Raw genomic sequence first — 17167 nt, forward strand, 5'->3', positions numbered from 1 at the left:
ACACATCAAATAACGGAGTTATGGTTATGAAAAAGGCTTGGATGATTGGCGCACTTGCGCTTATAGGTACGCCGGTACTGGCAACCGCTGAAGCCGCTCAAATGGAAAGAACGGAAGCGTCAGCGAATGCGCAGGCTTATATTATTTCACCCCAAGACGGTGAAGTGGTTGGCAAAACCTTTAAAGTGAAATTTGGCTTGAACGGTATGGGGGTTGCTCCAGCGGGTGTTGATGTTAAACATACGGGGCATCACCATTTATTAATCGATAAAGACGAACTGCCGGCTATGGACAAACCTATGGGTGGTGACGTTATCCACTTTGGTGGCGGCCAAACAGAAACTATGGTGACTTTGGAGCCGGGCGAGCATACTTTACAGCTTATCCTGGGTGACAAAAATCACGTACCACACGACCCTGCGGTTGTATCTAAGAAAATCACCATTACGGTAAAAGGCGACTAATCGAGCTCAAGCTCAAGTTGCAGCTGTTCACTGGGATCAGGTAATGCCGCACTGATCCCTAGCAGCCTTACCCCTTTCCCTTTACCCCGTTGCCAGGCTTCGCTCAGCAATTCATAAAACAAACTGGGTGACACAAACTGAGTGCTTCTTGATACCGTCGTTTGAGTAAAGTCTGAGAACTTCAGTTTTAGCGTCTGGCTTCGTATGGGTTGTTCGCGCCAGTGCTTTACTTTCATGCGTTCACGGAGTTTTGGCAGTAAGTTTTCCTGAACGTAAGATTGTGCGGTGGACTCTAGCTTCATGTCAGACGTTAATGTCTGTTCCACACCAACGCTTTTGCGGATACGTTCAGTAACTACTTCCCGCTTGTCGCGACCATGGCAGCGCTCAAACAAAACATAACCCGCTTTTTCGCCCAGTATTTCCTGAAGTTGTTGCAGCTCTATGTTTTGAATGTCCTTACCTGTCATTAGGCCATAGTTAGTAAGTACTTGCTGACTCTTAGGGCCAACGCCGGGTATTTGCTTGAGATTAAGTTTGGCTATGTAATCTAATACGTCGTCAGGAGGTACGACAAACTGACCATCCGGTTTGCGTTCTTCACTGGCGATTTTTGCGACCATTTTTTGATTGGAGATGCCTGCCGAGCCGGTTATTCCTAGCGAACGAATGCGCTCTCTCACGGCGTTCATAGTTAGTGTCGCACTTCCCCGATAAAGTTCGTTATGGGTCAGGTCGAGGTAGAATTCATCAATAGATGCGGGCTCTACTCGATGAGTGACTTCATAAAGAACGTCCAGTACTTGGTTGGATAGTTCGCGGTAATAATTGCCATCGGGTTTGACGAAGGTCAGTTGCGGGCAAAGTTTTCGTGCCTGACTGCCGGGCATGGCACTGCGAACGCCGTATTGACGTGCCAGGTAATTAGCTGTGGCAACCACTCCGCGCTCGCCGCCGCCACCGACCGCAAAAGGGCGATTCTTAAGCTTTGGATTACGCAATTCTTCCGCAGATGCGAAGAAAGCATCCAGATCGAGAAGAGCAATTTTTCGGGCAATTTCAGCCAAGTGTTTATCCTTTGCGCATTTGTGGTTATAATCGCATCCACTAACTGGGCGTGCAAGAACACCAGCCATTTTAGGAGAAACCAGTGAAAGTTATGAATTCATTCTTTGTTAAAAGTGTTTTAGGTACTTTGTCTTTGTTGTTTGCGCTGTCTGTAAGCGCAGCGTCAGTACAAGACGATATGTCTCGTGAAGCTATCGCTGAGCGCATTAAGCCTATTGGTAAACATTATGTGGCTGGTAAGAGCAGTGCTGCGGAAGAAAGCAGTGGTCCTCGCTCTGGCGAGCAAGTTTACAATAAGTATTGTACAGCTTGTCACACGAGCGGCGTTATGGGCGCTCCAAAAATTAATAATGCAGCAGACTGGGAAGACCGTTTGGCGCAAGGTATGGACACAGTATTGAAACACGCCGTTGAAGGTTTCAATGCCATGCCGCCAAAAGGTACTTGCAGCGATTGTTCTGAAGAAGAGATTCAAGCAGCAATCGACTACATGATTGAAGATATTTAAGCATTAGATACATTCTAAATGTTATAAAAGGCCGCATTAAGCGGTCTTTTTAACGTCAATTGACGTGATCCTCGTAGTATTTCTTCCCTGAATATTCAAATTTTTTCGCAAAATCTTCCCAAACGTCTGACCACTGTCTATACTACTTATCTGTTAAAAAAGTTAACATCTGTTGATTAAGTGTACTTGGCAGGGAGAGTCGTGCTTAAAGGTAAGCAGAAATGACAAAAGGAAAGGTAAGTAACGCGCAAATTCAGCAATTACAGACTGAAAATGAGCGCTTACAAAAGGTCATTGATAGGCTTAAAGGCCTGACCCAAAAATACCGTTCCGCTGAAGTGGTTCAAAAGGCGCTGTTTCGTATTTCGGAACTGGCGGCTTCTGCGCGCGAGATGGATAACTTCTACCGTTCCCTGCATGAAATTATTGGCGAGCTGATGTATGCGCGTAATTTCTACATCAGTTTGTATGACGCGAAAGACGAAACTGTCGACTTTGTTTACTTCGTCGATGAAGTTGACCAAGACACCTTGTTTGAGCAAGTACCTATTGACCAGCTAAGCAAAGGTTTAACTGGTTATGTGTTAAGGAAAGGCCAGTCACTGCGCTGCCCGCCAGAGGTCTATCAGCGTTTAATTGAACAAGGTGAAATAGAAGGGCTCGGTGCGGAGCATAAAGACTGGCTGGGTGTACCGCTTAAACATGGTGAAGCCACCATCGGCATTATGGTTGTGCAAAGTTATAACGAAGATGTGCGTTACGACAGTGCCGACGAAGACTTATTAATGTTCGTGTCTCAGCACGTTGTGAATGCGCTCGAGCGTTTGAAGCAACGCGACTTAATGCAAAGTGAAATTGAGCATCAAACGGCTGAGCTACGCCACGTCAACGAAAGTCTGATGAGCGAAATTACCATTCGTGAACGCGCTGAGCAGCAGACTTCGGTGCTTTTCGCCATTTCGGAGTTGACTAATACCTCAGATGATATGGGGGCGTTTTATAGGCAGCTGCACCGACAAATTGGCAAACTCATTCACGCCGATAACTTTTATGTAGCACTTCTGTCCGATGATAAGAAATTCATTCACTTCCCTTACCACGTTGATGAAACCGGTAATAAAGCAGAGAAAAGGCGGGTGGGTAAAGGCTTAACCGAGTACGTCATTAAAAAGCGGGAACCTGCTTTTATTGATTCAGGCAAACGTCAGCAGTTGCTTAAAACCAATGAGATAGAGCTAGGTTTTGGCGGCATGAAACTCGCCAAGCAATGGTTGGGCAGTCCCTTAATGATGAACGGTCAGGTGTTTGGTGTTATTGCGGTGCAAACCTACGACGGCGAGTTTTTATACCAGAGCGACGATCTGGAACTGCTTAACTTCGTATCGCAGCATGTTGCAGTGGCAATTGACCGCAAACGCTCGGCTGAAGAAATACAGCGCGTAAATCAGTTCCTTGAAAAGAAAGTCGCGGAGCGCACCGAAGAGCTAGTTTCGGAAATTGAACGACGCAAGAAAACTGAGTCGAACCTGTTCCACGCTGCGCACCATGACAATTTAACCGGCCTGCCGAACAGAATTTTATTCAACGAGCGACTGAAGCAAGCGGTTGTTCATAAGCGCCGGCATCCTGAGCATCATTTTGCCGTGCTTTTTGTCGACTTAGATCGTTTTAAAAACATCAACGATACCCTGGGCCACTCAGCGGGCGACGAATTCCTGTTGGAAGTTAGTAAGCGTATTGGTAGCTGTATCAGAGACAATGACATGGTCGCGCGTTTAGGCGGAGATGAGTTCGTTATTCTGCTGGATACCATTACCTCTATTGATGACGCAAAAGACGTTGCTAAACGCATCATTCAACAAATGAATGAGCCTTTCCAGTTAAATGGACAAGAGCATTACTCCGGCGCTAGCATTGGTATTGCTGAATGTCTTGAAAAAACCGACTCAGCTGAGCGTCTGCTGCGTGACGCCGATGCCGCCATGTATCAGGCAAAAGGCATGGGGCGCGGTCGCTATGTGCTATTCGATGACAGTATGCACGAGTCTCTGGTAGACAGCGTCAGAAAAGAAACGGCGTTGCGACATGCGAAAGTTGAGAAAGACTTTGCGGTAAATTATCAGCCTATTATGCAACTCGATACAGGCGAGGTCAGAGGCATTGAAGCACGTATTGAGTGGCAAGATCCGCGTTATTCATTCGACAGTAGTGAACTGCTACCGCTTGCAGAGCGTACCGGGCTTATTGTTAAGCTCGACCGTTATGCACTCAAAACCGCGTGTCAGTGGGTTGCAAACAAAGGCCTCCCGCAAGACGTTTTGTTGCATGTGAATTTGTCTGTGCGTCATTTGCTTAAAACAAGCCATTTGAACGAGCTGGTTAATATCGTATTGGATAACGGTGTTAAACCAGAGCAGGTGGCGTTGGAGTTTGATGAAACCTCATTAGTGCAGGACGGTCGCCGTGTGCTGGCCAGCCTGAGACGTTTATCCGAGTTTGGCTTTACGTTGGCAATAGATAACTTTGGCAGCGGCTCTGGGCCATTACAGTTTTTATATAACTTCCCGTTCAGTATTTTGAAACTGGATCATCATTACATAGCGCGCCTGGGTAGTAATTCGCGCGCGCAGGCTATGCTTAAACATGTTGTGACGCTTTGCCACGAGCTTGATATTCAGGTTTATGCTGACGGCTTAGAAACCGAGGGTCAAAAGCAGGATGTCGAAGAGCAGGGGGTTGCCATAGGCCAGGGCAGTTATATTAACGCTAATTATGAAGTGGAACTGAAAAAGGACGACGGCAGTAACTTTGTCTGCGCTTAAGACTTTTTCAGCGCACTTTTCAGCATTGCCAGTCCCTGACTTCTTTGCTCTTCCCGTTCTTCATCTGTTTTCTGCTTGCGGTGTTCCCACTCTAAGTCATCCTGAGGCAGTTCTAACAAGAACCGACTGGGCTGCGGCTCGAGTTTCTCACCAAACTGACGGCGCTCTTTCGCCATAGTGAAGACTAACTTATGCTGTGCTCGTGTTATGCCCACGTAAGCAAGCCGACGCTCTTCTTCAATATTGTTTTCATCAATACTGCTTTGATGCGGCAGTAAGCCTTCTTCCATGCCCACCAAAAACACGTTAGGAAACTCCAGTCCTTTGGACGCATGCAGGGTCATTAACTGTACCTGCTCAAACTGCTCGTCGTCTTCGTTACGGGACATCATATCGCGCAGTGACAAACGACTGACCACCTGATCGAGTGACATTGGCTCATGCTCAGCGTCGCCTTTTAGCATATCGGATACCCAGCGATGCAGCTCATAGACGTTTTTAACGCGCATCTCAGCGGCTTTGGCACTGGGACTTTGTTCAAACAACCAGTCTTCGTACCCGATATCGCTCAGCAGTTGTCGTACGGCATCTCCCGCATTTTCCTGGTGATCAGCCTGACGGGCGAGGGTATCTATCATATTGCGGAACACGTCTACATGCTGAAAAATACCGGTGCTGAGCTGCGTTTTTAAATGCGGTGACTGGCAGGCTTCAAATAAGCTGCAGCCTAATTCCTGCGACAAACGACCAATACGTTCCACGGTTTGCGGACCAATGCCGCGGCGCGGCGTGTTAATAATACGCAGAAAGGCGGTGTCGTCGGTTGGATTCACCAACAACCGCAGGTAAGCCATAATGTCCTTCACTTCCGCCCGGGCAAAGAATGACTGACCACCGGTAATTTTATACGGGATGCGATTGTTCATCAGGGCTTTCTCAAACAGACGCGACTGGTGATTACCCCGGTATAAAATAGCAAAATGGTGATACGGCGTTTTACGCAGGAACCGCTGTTTTACAATTTCGGCAACCACGCGCTCTGCTTCGTGCTCTTCATTTCGGCCAAAGATAACACTCAGCGGTTCACCGTATTCCATCTCAGAAAACAGCTTTTTCTCAAAGACATGCGGGTTATTTTCAATGAGGATGTTGGCTGCCTTCAGAATACGGCCGTGGGAGCGGTAATTCTGTTCCAGTTTCACCACTTCCAGCTGTGGGAAGTCCTGCTTTAACAGTGCTAGGTTCTTTGGCTGCGCACCGCGCCAGGAGTAAATGGACTGATCATCGTCACCCACTACGGTAAAACGGGCGCGCTCGCCCACCAGTAATTTAACCAGCTGGTACTGACTGGTGTTGGTGTCCTGATACTCATCCACCAATAGGTACTGAAACTTCTTCTGCCAGCGCGCGCGGGCGTTTTCATTGGTTGCCAGCAATAAGGTCGGCAGACGAATAAGGTCATCAAAGTCGACGGCATTGCAGGCGTTCAGGTTATTCTGGTATTGCTGATAAACCTGCGCGAAGGCATTTTCCTGATCGTTTCCGGCTTTTTCTAAGGCCTGCTCGGGCGAGAGCATGGCGTTTTTCCAGTGGCCTATCTGGTGCTGACAGGCTTGAATCAGCGCTTTGTCGCCCTCAAATACATCCTCAGTTAAGGCATTCAGCAGGGCAAAGGTGTCCTGGTCGTCGAATAAGGAAAAGCCGGGCTTAAACCCCAGAGTGCTGAGTTCGCGCCGGATAATATTCAGCCCCAGAGTATGAAAGGTACACACGGTTAAACCGCGCAATTGCGTTTTCGGCAAGGTTTGCGCAATACGCTCTTTCATTTCTTTGGCGGCTTTATTGGTAAAAGTCACCGCGCCAATTTGGCGTGCCGTGTAAATTTGCTGACGAATAAGGTAGGCAATTTTCTCGGTAATCACCCGGGTTTTACCGCTCCCGGCCCCGGCCAGTACCAATAAAGGTCCCTGAGTATAATGTACAGCCTGGTTCTGGCGATCGTTCAGCATGGGCGCCGTAGAGTTCCTGATTCGTGAAAAAGCCGATAAGAAGCTCGGATTTTACCTGAATCTCCTGCTAAGCTAAATGAATAAGCAACGATTTACACAAAGAGAGACTTATGGACAACAAAACAATAGAAAATATTGCTCGCCAAATTAACGACAGCATGCCTGCCGGCGTAAAAGAACTGGCCGGTAATATGGAGCAGCGAGTTAAACAAACGTTGCAGTCACAGCTGTCGAAGCTGGATTTAGTTACCCGCGAAGAGCTGGATGTACAGCAGCAAATGCTATTGCGCCTGCGCGAGCGTGTTGAACTGTTAGAAAAAGAATTGGAAGCCAGCAAAAACCAGAACAAGGACTGAGTCAGACGTATGATCCAATGGATTAGTGGAAAAGTAGTCGAGAATTACCGTTGGAGTTCTGGCGTTTTCAGTTTGAGAGTCGTGGCCGAGCCGTTTGACTTTAAAGCCGGGCAGTTTGTGCGTTTAGGCTTGAATGTTGGCGGTGAACAACTGCTGCGCGCCTATTCACTGGCCAGTGCGCCGGGCGAAGCCATACTGGATTTTGTCATAGCCGAAGTGGAAGATGGCGAGGTTAGTACTAAGCTCGCTAAGTTGCAGCCTGGCGACAGTGTCGACATCACCCAGCCCGCCGGTGGCTTTTTTACACTGGACGAAGTGCCGGACGGCGACAGCTTGTGGATGCTCTCAACCGGTACCGGTATTGGCCCGTTTATTTCCATGCTGAGAACCGAAAAGCCGTGGGAACGATTCAAACGCATTAATCTGGTACACGGTGTTCGTGTGGCAGAAGACCTGGTTTATCAGGGACAAATAGAGCAGTGGCAACAAGAATACCCCGGCCAGTTGGGCTATCAGCCGGTTATAACCCGTGAAAACATTCCGGGGGCTTTTTCTGCTCGCATTCCTGAACTGATTGGTTCAGGTCAATTAAGCGATGCACTCGGCACACCGCTAGATAGCCGCGCACAAGTCATGCTCTGTGGTAACCCCGACATGATAAAAGAGTCACGCGCCGCGCTGGCTGAGTTAGGACTTGCCAAAAACACCCGCCGTAAGCCCGGTAATGTGACCTCTGAGAACTATTGGTAAAGCTTAGTCTTCGTTATATTCCAAAAAAGAGCAGATCAATAGCTGCGGTGATTCTATCTCTGTCGTGGGATAGGTCACCGACTGTGTTAGTGAGCTGAGCTTTAGAAATACTCGCCATATCTTGTGTCATCAATGAGAAAGTCTTTCCCTCAACGGTAACATCCGGGTTCAGCTTGGTGAGTTGAAAGGATTCAGCCAGCGCAGTGGGTATCAAAGGTATCACTAAGGTTGTCGATAAGGCTGACAGCAGATCGCTCTGCACATCGATAAGATAGGGGTAGGTTGTGCGTGTCGCTGTATTGTTATTGGCGTAGACGGTGAATTGAGCCATCAGAATTTTCGCACGCTGTCGCTGAATGTTCCGTTGCGCTCTACAAACTGGTTGTAAGCGTCCATTGCTTTAGAGTTTTCTTTCAGCCACTGCGCTTGTTCTTTCAAACGAATTTGTTCCTTCAATGCAGACTCAAGTGTCGCCGATAAATTGATATCAAGCGATTTTGCTTTTGCCAGAAGTTCAGCGTTAATACTGACATTTGTCGGCTTCTTTGAAGCAGATGAGGTTGTGTAAGCAGCCATTTTATCACCTGTTATTAAAAATGCGTAATTCATGCGCATTAACCATACGCATGAATTATAGCAGAGTTAATTTCAGATGGTTAACTCTTCATCCTTGAGGCTTCATACTAGGCTGGTGATGAAACGCCACGGATTAATTCAGGTCGAACTGTGCTGTCGCTATTTCTTCCAACCTGTCGTAAGGGATGTAACCGGGCGTTACTTGCTGACCAATGATAATAGTCGGTGTGCCGCGAAAGCCTAGTTCGCGAAATGCTGACATATTTTTGCGAATAACCGCTTCGCTCTCGCCGGACGGTGACAAGAAGGCCTTGGTACTCGTGACTTGCGCAACACTTTGCAGTGAATCGGCGGTGTGCATACCTGACTTTTTCATCATTAAGTTGTGGGCTTCAAAGAATGCCTTAGGGTCATTGCGCCAAAGGTTCAGCCCATAGAGTGCTGAGTTGGTTTTGAGCCCATCAACCTGCTGTTGGCGTAAAGGCACGAAAATGTTCACGACCTGAATAGACGGGTATTCCTCAATTAGTTTATGAAGGCCAGGCTCTAACTTCTTACAAAACGGGCAGTTGTAGTCGGTAAACACAATGATTTTATGTGGCGCGTCTTGGTCACCTAAAATTGGATGTGCCGCCGACTGATAGAGCCATTCCTGGTGGTTAGCAAAGGCATTTTTCTGCTCACTTTGCTGTTCTAAAAAGCGCTGCAAGCCTCTGTGAATGTTTGAAATTAGCTGCGGATTTTCACGCAATAGCTGTTCGACTTTCTCTAAATCTTCTTCTTGTTGTGGATTTAAATCTTGCGCAAATACGTTGCTGCTAAAGATAAAAGCAACGATAAAAAACGTTTTATAGATAAAATTCATACAACTTTCCTACTTAAAAATGAGTGACTTAAAAAAACTGGTGAAACCAAAGACGAATAAACAAACCGGGAGGTGTTGTGACTCCGGTTGTCGCCGAAACTATGTCACCGTTTTCAATAATGATGATGGTTGGCGTGGCAGATACCTGCCAGCCATTTGAGACGCGGTTGAGGTTGTCGTTAACAATAGGGAACTCATACCCTTTCGCCTGCGCGTAGCGCGTGAGTTTGTCGTTGTCGCCGGAGCGCAACGCCACGCTAATGGTTGGGTAGTGGTTACCAACGTAATCAATCGTAGGCGATACCGCCGGGCAAACAGGACACCAGGTTGCCCAGAAATACAGCACAACCGGGCTGTCCTTACTCATCTCGCGTAAGTTATATTGCTCGCCGTTTATGTCCGTTAGTGACGACAGCTCCGCCGGAACAGACTCCGGCACGTCACTATTACGAAAGGCATCAACTACGAAAGCGACGACCGAGAACAGGACAATATAAAGCGCTGCGGTTCGTAGCCGCTTTGCCCACGACGGCTTAGCTTTGCTATTGCTCACGAGCATCCTCCAGCGCGTCCATGACTTTGTCTTTACTGAGCACTACGGGCAGGGTTATACCGTCCGGAGCGCCGGGTCCGTAGACTTTGTTAAAGGGCACACCAAAGGTATTGTTGGCCTTTAAGTATTGCGTGATGCTCTCGTTGGCTTTGGTCCAATCGCCGCGCAGACGGGTGACGTGCTCCTGGCCTAAGGCGTTAAATACCGGGTCTTGCAGTAATACGCCCACCTTATTGGCCTGGCAGGTCACACACCAGTCTGCGGTCACATCCACAAACACGGTTTGGCCACTGGCAACGGCTTCATCAATACGCTGCTGGGTTAGTGGCTGCCATTGGTGGTCCTGTGGTAGTTTGTTGACCCAACGGTCCGCGGTAAGAATTAACGTCGTACCGACAACGGCAGCTAATACCAAAAAGCCACCAATGGATAAAAACAGAGCTTTGCGGCCATGCACTTTACCAATAATCACCAATGTCAGAACTGATAAACCGACGGTTAGCACCAGGAATAGCTCGTTGCTGATAAAGTTTTTCAGCAAGGTTGTTAGCCAGACCGTGGTTGCCAGCATCATAATGGCGAAAACGGGTTTTACCCACTGCATCCAGCGACCGGGTTTGGGAAGTAACTTGGCGGTTTTCGGGAACACGGCTATAAGTAACCAGGGCAGCGCCATGCCAACCCCAAGCGCGGCAAAAATCAGCAGAATAACCGATGACTCAGCAGCTAATGCAAAGGCCACTGCGGTGCCTAAAAAAGGCGCTGTACAAGGTGTCGCCAAAACCGTTGCCAGCATGCCTTGCAGGAAATGCCCTTTATAGCTGTCATCGCCAGCGGTTGCGGCACTGGTACTCAAAGAAGACGGCAATCTAAACTCAAAGGCACCCATTAAGTTCAGTGCGAATACCCAGGTAATAGCGATTAATGCGGCAATGAAGTAAGGGTTCTGAAATTGAATACCCCAGCCGACAGAACTGCCTGACCAGCGCAGTGCCATAAGCCCCAGGGCAATGACCAGAAACGAGCTGATAATACCCAGTGACGATGCAAAAAACTGCTTACGCACGACCTTCGGCTGCTGTGCATCAGACAGCATCAGGCTTTGAACTTTCAGGCCTAATACCGGCAACACGCAGGGCATAATGTTCAAAATAAGCCCACCCGCTAACGCCATAAGTAAAATGGCCCACAGCGGCGGTGTGTTATTCGAAATAGTGCCTGCGGTTAGTTGAACCTTATATTCAGCGGCAAACTTTTTATCACTGACTGTTGCTATGAGCTCAGCGCCGCTTAGGTCCGGCAGATCCAGCCAGTGGCTAACCTCAATATTCGCCGTGAGTGTATTGCCTTGGAGCTGAATATCTGGTGATGAAAAAGCGGCATCGGCCAGAGCTTCGTCGCTGCTGTGTATAAACAGCTGAGGATCTTGCCAGCCACTGTCACGCTCTATGGTCAGTTGAATGCGTTGGTTGGCGTCGGACCAAATAGCCTGCTTGACGTTATTGCTGTCGTACTCCCGAGGCACCTTGCCCATCGCCTGATTAAAGGCAAAGGCACGATCACTGTCGATGGTCAGGGTGTCCAGATCAACTTGCAAGTCAATTGGGTAGTCCGTTAACACACAAACGGTGGTACAGGATGACATAGTCAGTGTACCGCTAATGTGTGCCTGCGCGGCATCCGGGCTTAACTGTATCATTAACGGAAAGGCCAACGACCCCTGATACCCCACGGTATCGATACCCTGAATGCTGTAGCGCGAGGGCACCGGCCAGTGCCACTCAATATCGTCAATATTGGATGACTCAGACCAGTCAAAGGTTGGCGGTATGCCGCCTTCCCCCGGCGAGCGCCAGTAGGTTTTCCAGCCCTCATCCAGCTCAACATGCAGCAGGGCGGGTAGTAGGTTGCGCTCAGCCTCATAGTGGCCGGTCAGTTCCAGCTTCACCGATACCGGCGGATGATCTTCATGATTCAGCCAACCGGTAGACGGCGTTTCTGCTAGGCTTTGCGCGCTGTAAAGCAGCAACGCAGCAATAAGCGATAGCAGCCACAACGGTAAAATTTTATTCATACATTACTCCTGAAGTTAGTATTCCAACGATGAAAACCCGTTGGAAGCGCTACTCCAGAAAACAACAAAATACGGCGTGGGGTCGCCTTTTACAGGGAAAGAGAAAAAGTGGCGGCGCGAGCCGTTTGTTTACAGTGGTCCTCAGCGCCAAAGTCAGAAGAATAAAGAAAGACAGTGCCGCGTAGGTTATGTCGGACAGAAATTGCTGTAATAAATGCGCTGTTTTGTCACAGTCGGCCTTGGCATTTTCGTGTTTTGTGCCTGAGTCTACATGGCTGCCCACTATCTGTTCAGCCGCTGGCGCGCCCTGATGCTTAGGGCAGCCTTCCAGCCAACCAAGGTTTTGTCCCCAACACAGTGCAAACACCAGTAATAGCAATGGTGCTATATACCGACCTTTTCGACACTGTTGGTTCAGTTGGTGGAACATGTTTTTTACTGACCTTTGGTTATTCGGTTTGTTCTTAATTAGGGCAAGATGATGACAGAAGTGGGGGTAAAATCAAGGGAGGAAAGGCGCGATGTCGCTCAGGGTTTAACGTTGATAGCTTACAGACAGCAACGGAGTGAATATTTATAGTGACGCCGTTGTTCAGTCAGGGAGAGACAGATGGCTTTAGCGCGAGTCTATACGAGGGCACTGATAGGTATTCATGCGCCGGAAATTCGGGTTGAGGTGGATCTGGCCCGGGGAATGCCTGGGTTTACTATGGTCGGCATGCCTGCAACCACGGTTAAGGAAGCGCGCGACCGGGTGAAAACCGCCTTAATGAACGCGGGGTTTGAATACCCACCGGCCACACGTATTACGGTTAATTTAGCACCTGCAGATATTCCGAAAACCGGCGCTCGGTATGACTTAGCTATAGCCGTGGGTATATTGGCGGCGTCGGGGCAAATACCGGACAGTATTTTAGAGCAGGCAGAGTTTTACGGGGAGCTAGCGTTAACAGGCGAACTACGTGCTGTGAATGGACTCATTCCTGCTTTGTTAGCGTGTCGTGAGAAAAAGCGTCAGGCGTTTGTCCCAATTGCTAATCAGCAGGAAGCGGGATTAGTTCGTGAGCAAAAAAGCTGGTTAGCTGCTGACTTGGTCAGTGTGTATGAGCATTTGCATGAACATCAGCCGCTTCGAGAGTCCAAACCAGTAGACTGGGCGTGTCAGGCGGAAAGTGATGAAGGCGATTTAGCCGATGTAGTCGGGCAGGAGCAGGCAAAACGGGCTTTGTTATTGTCCGCTGCGGGTAAGCACCATTTGTTATTTGTGGGTCCGCCAGGCACGGGCAAAACCATGCTGGCGCAGCGCTTGAGTGGCCTATTGCCGTCATTGACTGAGAAAGAGGCGATGGAAATAGCCGCGGTTAAATCGGTGTCTTTTGACTACCACGGGACAGAGGCATTAACTCAGCGTGAAGTGAGAAGCCCACACCATACGTGCACTGCGGCTGCTTTAGTGGGTGGGGGTACTGTCAATTCGCACAATAAATTCTAAATTCGCATAATAAGCGCTACCGGGATAACAGGAATGGATTATATTGGCAGAAATACATCATCTTAATTCAGCCCGGTGCTGCTGTGAGTTTTAAGGTAGTTGAAAATACCGAAATGAAAGCTTCTAATACAAGGAGGCAGTAAAGACGTGTATCTTTAGAAAAGAGAGAATATTACTTTAAAGGGGATAGCTTTTTTGGAAGTCATGATAGCCAACATTCTGAATGATAAGAAATGTGATATTATCGGAACCGGATTTTTAGCTGTTTTTAATGGTAATCAGTTTATTGTCACTTGCCGACACGTAATTGACAAAGTGATCGATGGTAAAGTAGTCGCAATTTTAAATTGCTGTAAAAATGTTTTTCCTTCACCTAAAGACTTTATTGAGCTTAGTGAGCCGAGTTTCCACCCAGATGATACCCCGACTTCGAGTTATGATATTGCCATATATAAGGTTCCGGCCTCACTCCAGTCTACCAGTCAGCCTATAAATTTAGAGCGCAGTACAATTAATAAAGGATTAAATATAGGTTCAACAGCATGCATATCTGGTTACCCTGTTGACTACCTAAAACAAAATCGTGTGGAAGGCTCATCTTTAATTCTAGTCCCGAAGAAAATAGATGGTAAGTTCATAAGATTACCTATGGAGAATCTGACGGTGTCCGGTTTTAAACGCGAAATCAGAGGGTCTCAAGCTTTGCAGATTACTTCAGGGGAAAGAATGGGTACAGGAGCATCTGGCTCACCGGTCATGGATTCTTCTGGACACTCTCTTGTCGGTCTCTACATAGCAGAAATAAATGCGACTTATACTTCGTTAGAGCATACGGGGAACCTTTATGCGGCTTGCTATATACCAGCGGTTTATATAGCTGAAGCAGTTAAGGCTCTTGAGGGTTAGCCTTCAAGTATACTTTGAGTATGCTGACCACTGGACTTCCCATATTTTGCTACACATTTTTAGGTTGCAAGCAATTAGTTGAAAAGTATTTTTCCTCAGATTTAGAAGGCTTTTTATGGATACTGACATAAACCATGCAAGCGAACTTTACCGTACTTTTGAATTGAACCGTGAGCGTCTTCAATTAACCCAGGAAAAGACAGCTAAAGCCGCAAAAGTAGTAATAAATATCCTTGAGTTCTGGGAGCTGAAGCACAGTCCTGTGCACTCTCTTTTCAAAGAAGAGTTGTCTAAATATGAGCTGAGTTCCGAATATGAATTTTCCGATGAATTTGTTTTTGCCGCATCGCTTATACTTGGTATCTATGCCGACTTGCGTAAGTTGTTCTTACAGGATGCGCATCATATTGAGTGGATTAATTCGCCACATAAGCATCTTGAAGATGACCAACCAAGTAAACTGATAGCTAGCGGAAACGCGAAGCATATCGAAAAAGTCAGAGATTTTATAAAGTTTTCCTTGTGAGCTGAAGCCTTATTTAGATACGGAGTCTCTGACCCGCTGTACGATAATTGCGTCTTTACTCGTAAAATGATTAAGACTTGATAGCTTTGTAAATATGGGGTTCTCTTCTAGCTTGAGTTCGTCGGCATAAACTTTTAACGCATTTATGAGCCAGCCTCCCAAAGCGATAAAACCTCCGCCTCGTGTGCCGGTTAACTCCATGCCTGCGCCGGCTAATGAGCCCAGAAATCCCGACATGTTGAGCTTCGATAAGCGAGCCTTATTATTTTCTATTGTCTTTACTTCTTGTTCTAGGCTTTTTAACTTTTGGAATCGCTCACTCTCATCCATATTGGCGTACTCTTTGACTATATTGGGTAAAGAGCGAGTCAAGCTAGATGACAGTGCATTATCAAGCTCTAGTATGTCCATATCATTATTAATGGTTAATATTTCACTCAATAGAGTACTAAGTTCAGACTCTCGAATTTGCTTTGTCTGTTTAGCTACACCGTTATATAGTCCACTGATCACTTGGCATGCCGCAGCTTCTGAATAATCATTGCTATCGAAAGGAAAGTGATGTGCTCCAAGCCCTTGAGCATACTCATAGCTTGAACCAGCAGATGTGAGCTCAATTAATAAATCTTTACCTCTCTCTTGAAAGCTCTTAGCAGCAAGTCTTGAAACGCCTAGCTGATGTGCTGACGTTGCACCTTCCTTATCTAACAAAAACTCACCAAACTGCCATTGCTCGGAAAGTATGCTTGCCAATTTTTGAACCTCAGGGATATTAACTCGAGCGCATCGATGTAAAAAGTGATACTGCTCGTCACTTGAAAACGTAGCTCCCATGATTTTCGTCTTACTCTGAATAGCTTTTATGGTTGCGGCTGCAAGCCGTCTTGAGAATATGATCGCATTTGGATCCACGGAAATAATGTCTAGCAATAAGCTTTGAGAATAACGGGAAAGGTTTTGTGGAACAACAAATAGCAAGCGGCCTCTTGCCACCAACTCTCTAAGTTCATGACGGTTAATATTGAACATTTTATAAAAATGCTCGTCTTCAGCTTGTAAGGGTAAAGCAATGACGACCTGTTCATATAGCGTTAAATACACTCTTAAGTTTTGCCTGGGAAACACAGAAGCATCAACAAAGCATCGTGTTTGTTTAGCTAGAAACTTGGGTAGTAAAAATTCGTCCTTTTGAGCTGTTTCATCCCCACTAAAAACGGACTGTCTATTTTGAACCCAAAATTCTTCATCCTCTTCGTAGCGAGCCAATAACTCTCTTGAGAACTGTTTCTGTATAAAACCACTGGCAACAAGTTGCATGTTGTTTTGCGTGTTAGGCTTAAAGTCCACTACTCCAGGATAGTCAGAAATTGTAGGATTAGTTTCAAAAGTAAAGTCATACCCTTGGTGCCCTAAAGATTCGCAAATTAACCGGATATCTTGCTGTTCACTTTGAGCCAGCCTTGTTTTAAAAGTTAGTTTGAATTCATTAGTGGCAAACAAAAACTGCACATGAAATGGGTGGTATTTTCGTGGAATATGAATGTTGATTTGGTTTATCGCTTCACCCATCGTCATGGGATGACCATAAACCTGAATTTTTTCAAGCATACTGCGCGATTCAATCGGGTAGTAGTTGTCGAGTTCCTCACCAACTATGGTGGCGTAGGGAACTCCTACACTATGCAAGTTATAGTATTGCTCTTTTAGTTCGTTTAATAAGGCCTTATTTTGTTTTACTTCGGGAATTACCGCAAATAGCTTCTTCCCATCAGTAAAAAGCCCCTTATGTGAGTGTTGATAGGTTTCAAGCCTAAACCGCTCATAATCGTGCCTTATGGCATCCATAATAGGTACGCTGTATGGAAAGCTATTAGTCATTGTGAACTCCGAACGGTTTTAATAAAGGTGTTAATTTAGGAGTGAAAGGCAATTTTTAATAAGTTCCCCCGTTATAAAGCAAATCCAACTAGCTATTCAAGCTATTTGGTGTTCGCATAGTTCTTACTTTACCGGCTAATTTTTGAAGCATGGTTTGGGTCCAGCTTTTACTAGGCAGCCTGTGCCTCTTATAAGGGGCTTGCAAGCTGTGTGAGTGCTGAAGTAAGATTGATTTGATGGTTAGTAGGTAACTACCACGATGATAATTCTGGAGATTCTTATGCATTCAAAACAAACTCGTAAAATCTCTGAGAGGAAGG

At 46.8% G+C, this 17167-nt stretch carries 16 protein-coding genes; 8 read left to right on the forward strand and 8 right to left on the reverse strand.

Going from position 1 to position 17167, the window contains the following annotated elements; translation table 11 throughout:
• Positions 1 to 26 precede the first annotated feature (26 nt).
• Positions 27 to 464, forward strand: coding sequence for a DUF4399 domain-containing protein (locus CWI73_RS07475; protein WP_126752199.1), 438 nt, complete (start codon positions 27 to 29; stop codon positions 462 to 464).
• Here CWI73_RS07475 and dinB read toward each other — a convergent pair.
• Positions 461 to 1531: a DNA polymerase IV gene (gene dinB / locus CWI73_RS07480; RefSeq protein ID WP_126752200.1), complete on the reverse strand. Its 1071-nt coding sequence runs from the start codon at positions 1529 to 1531 to the stop codon at positions 461 to 463. The genes CWI73_RS07475 and dinB overlap by 4 nt on opposite strands.
• Before the next feature lie 83 nt (positions 1532 to 1614).
• On the opposite strand from dinB, the gene CWI73_RS07485 reads away from it, so the two are divergent.
• Together CWI73_RS07485 and CWI73_RS07490 are read left to right on the forward strand one after the other, a co-directional pair.
• Positions 1615 to 2040 (forward strand): c-type cytochrome, encoded by a 426-nt coding sequence (locus CWI73_RS07485; RefSeq protein WP_126752201.1) that lies wholly within the window; start codon positions 1615 to 1617, stop codon positions 2038 to 2040.
• Between the two features lie 221 nt (positions 2041 to 2261).
• Positions 2262 to 4862: a sensor domain-containing phosphodiesterase gene (locus CWI73_RS07490; protein WP_126752202.1), complete on the forward strand. Its 2601-nt coding sequence runs from the start codon at positions 2262 to 2264 to the stop codon at positions 4860 to 4862.
• Here CWI73_RS07490 and rep read toward each other — a convergent pair.
• On the reverse strand, positions 4859 to 6871 hold the full coding sequence (gene rep / locus CWI73_RS07495; protein ID WP_126752203.1) for a DNA helicase Rep: 2013 nt from the start codon (positions 6869 to 6871) through the stop codon (positions 4859 to 4861). The two genes, CWI73_RS07490 and rep, sit on opposite strands and share 4 nt — an antisense overlap.
• 110 nt (positions 6872 to 6981) lie before the next feature.
• Between rep and CWI73_RS07500 the strand changes: the two genes are divergently transcribed.
• Entirely contained in the window at positions 6982 to 7227 is a 246-nt protein-coding gene (locus CWI73_RS07500) for an accessory factor UbiK family protein (protein WP_126752204.1), read from the forward strand.
• A 9-nt stretch (positions 7228 to 7236) separates the two neighbouring features.
• A complete protein-coding gene (locus CWI73_RS07505; protein ID WP_054488590.1) occupies positions 7237 to 7977 on the forward strand; it encodes a ferredoxin--NADP reductase in 741 nt (246 codons plus the stop codon).
• 13 nt (positions 7978 to 7990) lie between these two features.
• On the opposite strand, the gene CWI73_RS07510 is transcribed toward CWI73_RS07505, so the two are convergent.
• From CWI73_RS07510 to CWI73_RS07530, 5 genes are all read right to left on the reverse strand, one after another.
• Complete coding sequence (locus CWI73_RS07510) at positions 7991 to 8308, reverse strand: CcdB family protein (protein ID WP_126752205.1); 318 nt, start codon at positions 8306 to 8308, stop codon at positions 7991 to 7993.
• The gene (locus tag CWI73_RS07515; RefSeq protein WP_198675163.1) at positions 8308 to 8553 is read right to left on the reverse strand and encodes a type II toxin-antitoxin system CcdA family antitoxin; all 246 of its coding nucleotides are present in this window, start codon (positions 8551 to 8553) and stop codon (positions 8308 to 8310) included. The genes CWI73_RS07510 and CWI73_RS07515 overlap by 1 nt, the downstream gene beginning before the upstream one ends.
• Before the next feature lie 133 nt (positions 8554 to 8686).
• The gene (locus CWI73_RS07520) at positions 8687 to 9418 is read right to left on the reverse strand and encodes a DsbA family protein (RefSeq protein WP_126752207.1); all 732 of its coding nucleotides are present in this window, start codon (positions 9416 to 9418) and stop codon (positions 8687 to 8689) included.
• Positions 9419 to 9446: 28 nt separating this feature from the next.
• A complete protein-coding gene (locus CWI73_RS07525; RefSeq protein WP_126752208.1) occupies positions 9447 to 9971 on the reverse strand; it encodes a protein disulfide oxidoreductase in 525 nt (174 codons plus the stop codon).
• Complete coding sequence (locus tag CWI73_RS07530) at positions 9961 to 12045, reverse strand: protein-disulfide reductase DsbD family protein (protein ID WP_126752209.1); 2085 nt, start codon at positions 12043 to 12045, stop codon at positions 9961 to 9963. The genes CWI73_RS07525 and CWI73_RS07530 overlap by 11 nt, the downstream gene beginning before the upstream one ends.
• A 610-nt stretch (positions 12046 to 12655) precedes the next feature.
• Here CWI73_RS07530 and CWI73_RS07540 point away from each other — a divergent pair.
• The 3 genes from CWI73_RS07540 (at position 12656) to CWI73_RS07550 (ending at position 14969) form a co-directional block, all read left to right on the forward strand.
• Entirely contained in the window at positions 12656 to 13537 is an 882-nt protein-coding gene (locus CWI73_RS07540) for a YifB family Mg chelatase-like AAA ATPase (RefSeq protein WP_126752211.1), read from the forward strand.
• 204 nt (positions 13538 to 13741) lie between these two features.
• Positions 13742 to 14443: a S1 family peptidase gene (locus CWI73_RS07545; protein WP_241968871.1), complete on the forward strand. Its 702-nt coding sequence runs from the start codon at positions 13742 to 13744 to the stop codon at positions 14441 to 14443.
• Positions 14444 to 14558: 115 nt separating this feature from the next.
• The gene (locus CWI73_RS07550) at positions 14559 to 14969 is read left to right on the forward strand and encodes a hypothetical protein (protein WP_126752213.1); all 411 of its coding nucleotides are present in this window, start codon (positions 14559 to 14561) and stop codon (positions 14967 to 14969) included.
• 9 nt (positions 14970 to 14978) lie between these two features.
• On the opposite strand, the gene CWI73_RS07555 is transcribed toward CWI73_RS07550, so the two are convergent.
• Positions 14979 to 16847 (reverse strand): hypothetical protein, encoded by a 1869-nt coding sequence (locus tag CWI73_RS07555; protein ID WP_126752214.1) that lies wholly within the window; start codon positions 16845 to 16847, stop codon positions 14979 to 14981.
• Positions 16848 to 17167 lie beyond the last annotated feature (320 nt).

It is taken from the genome of Idiomarina piscisalsi (genome assembly GCF_003987095.1).
Lineage (GTDB): Bacteria > Pseudomonadota > Gammaproteobacteria > Enterobacterales > Alteromonadaceae > Idiomarina > Idiomarina piscisalsi.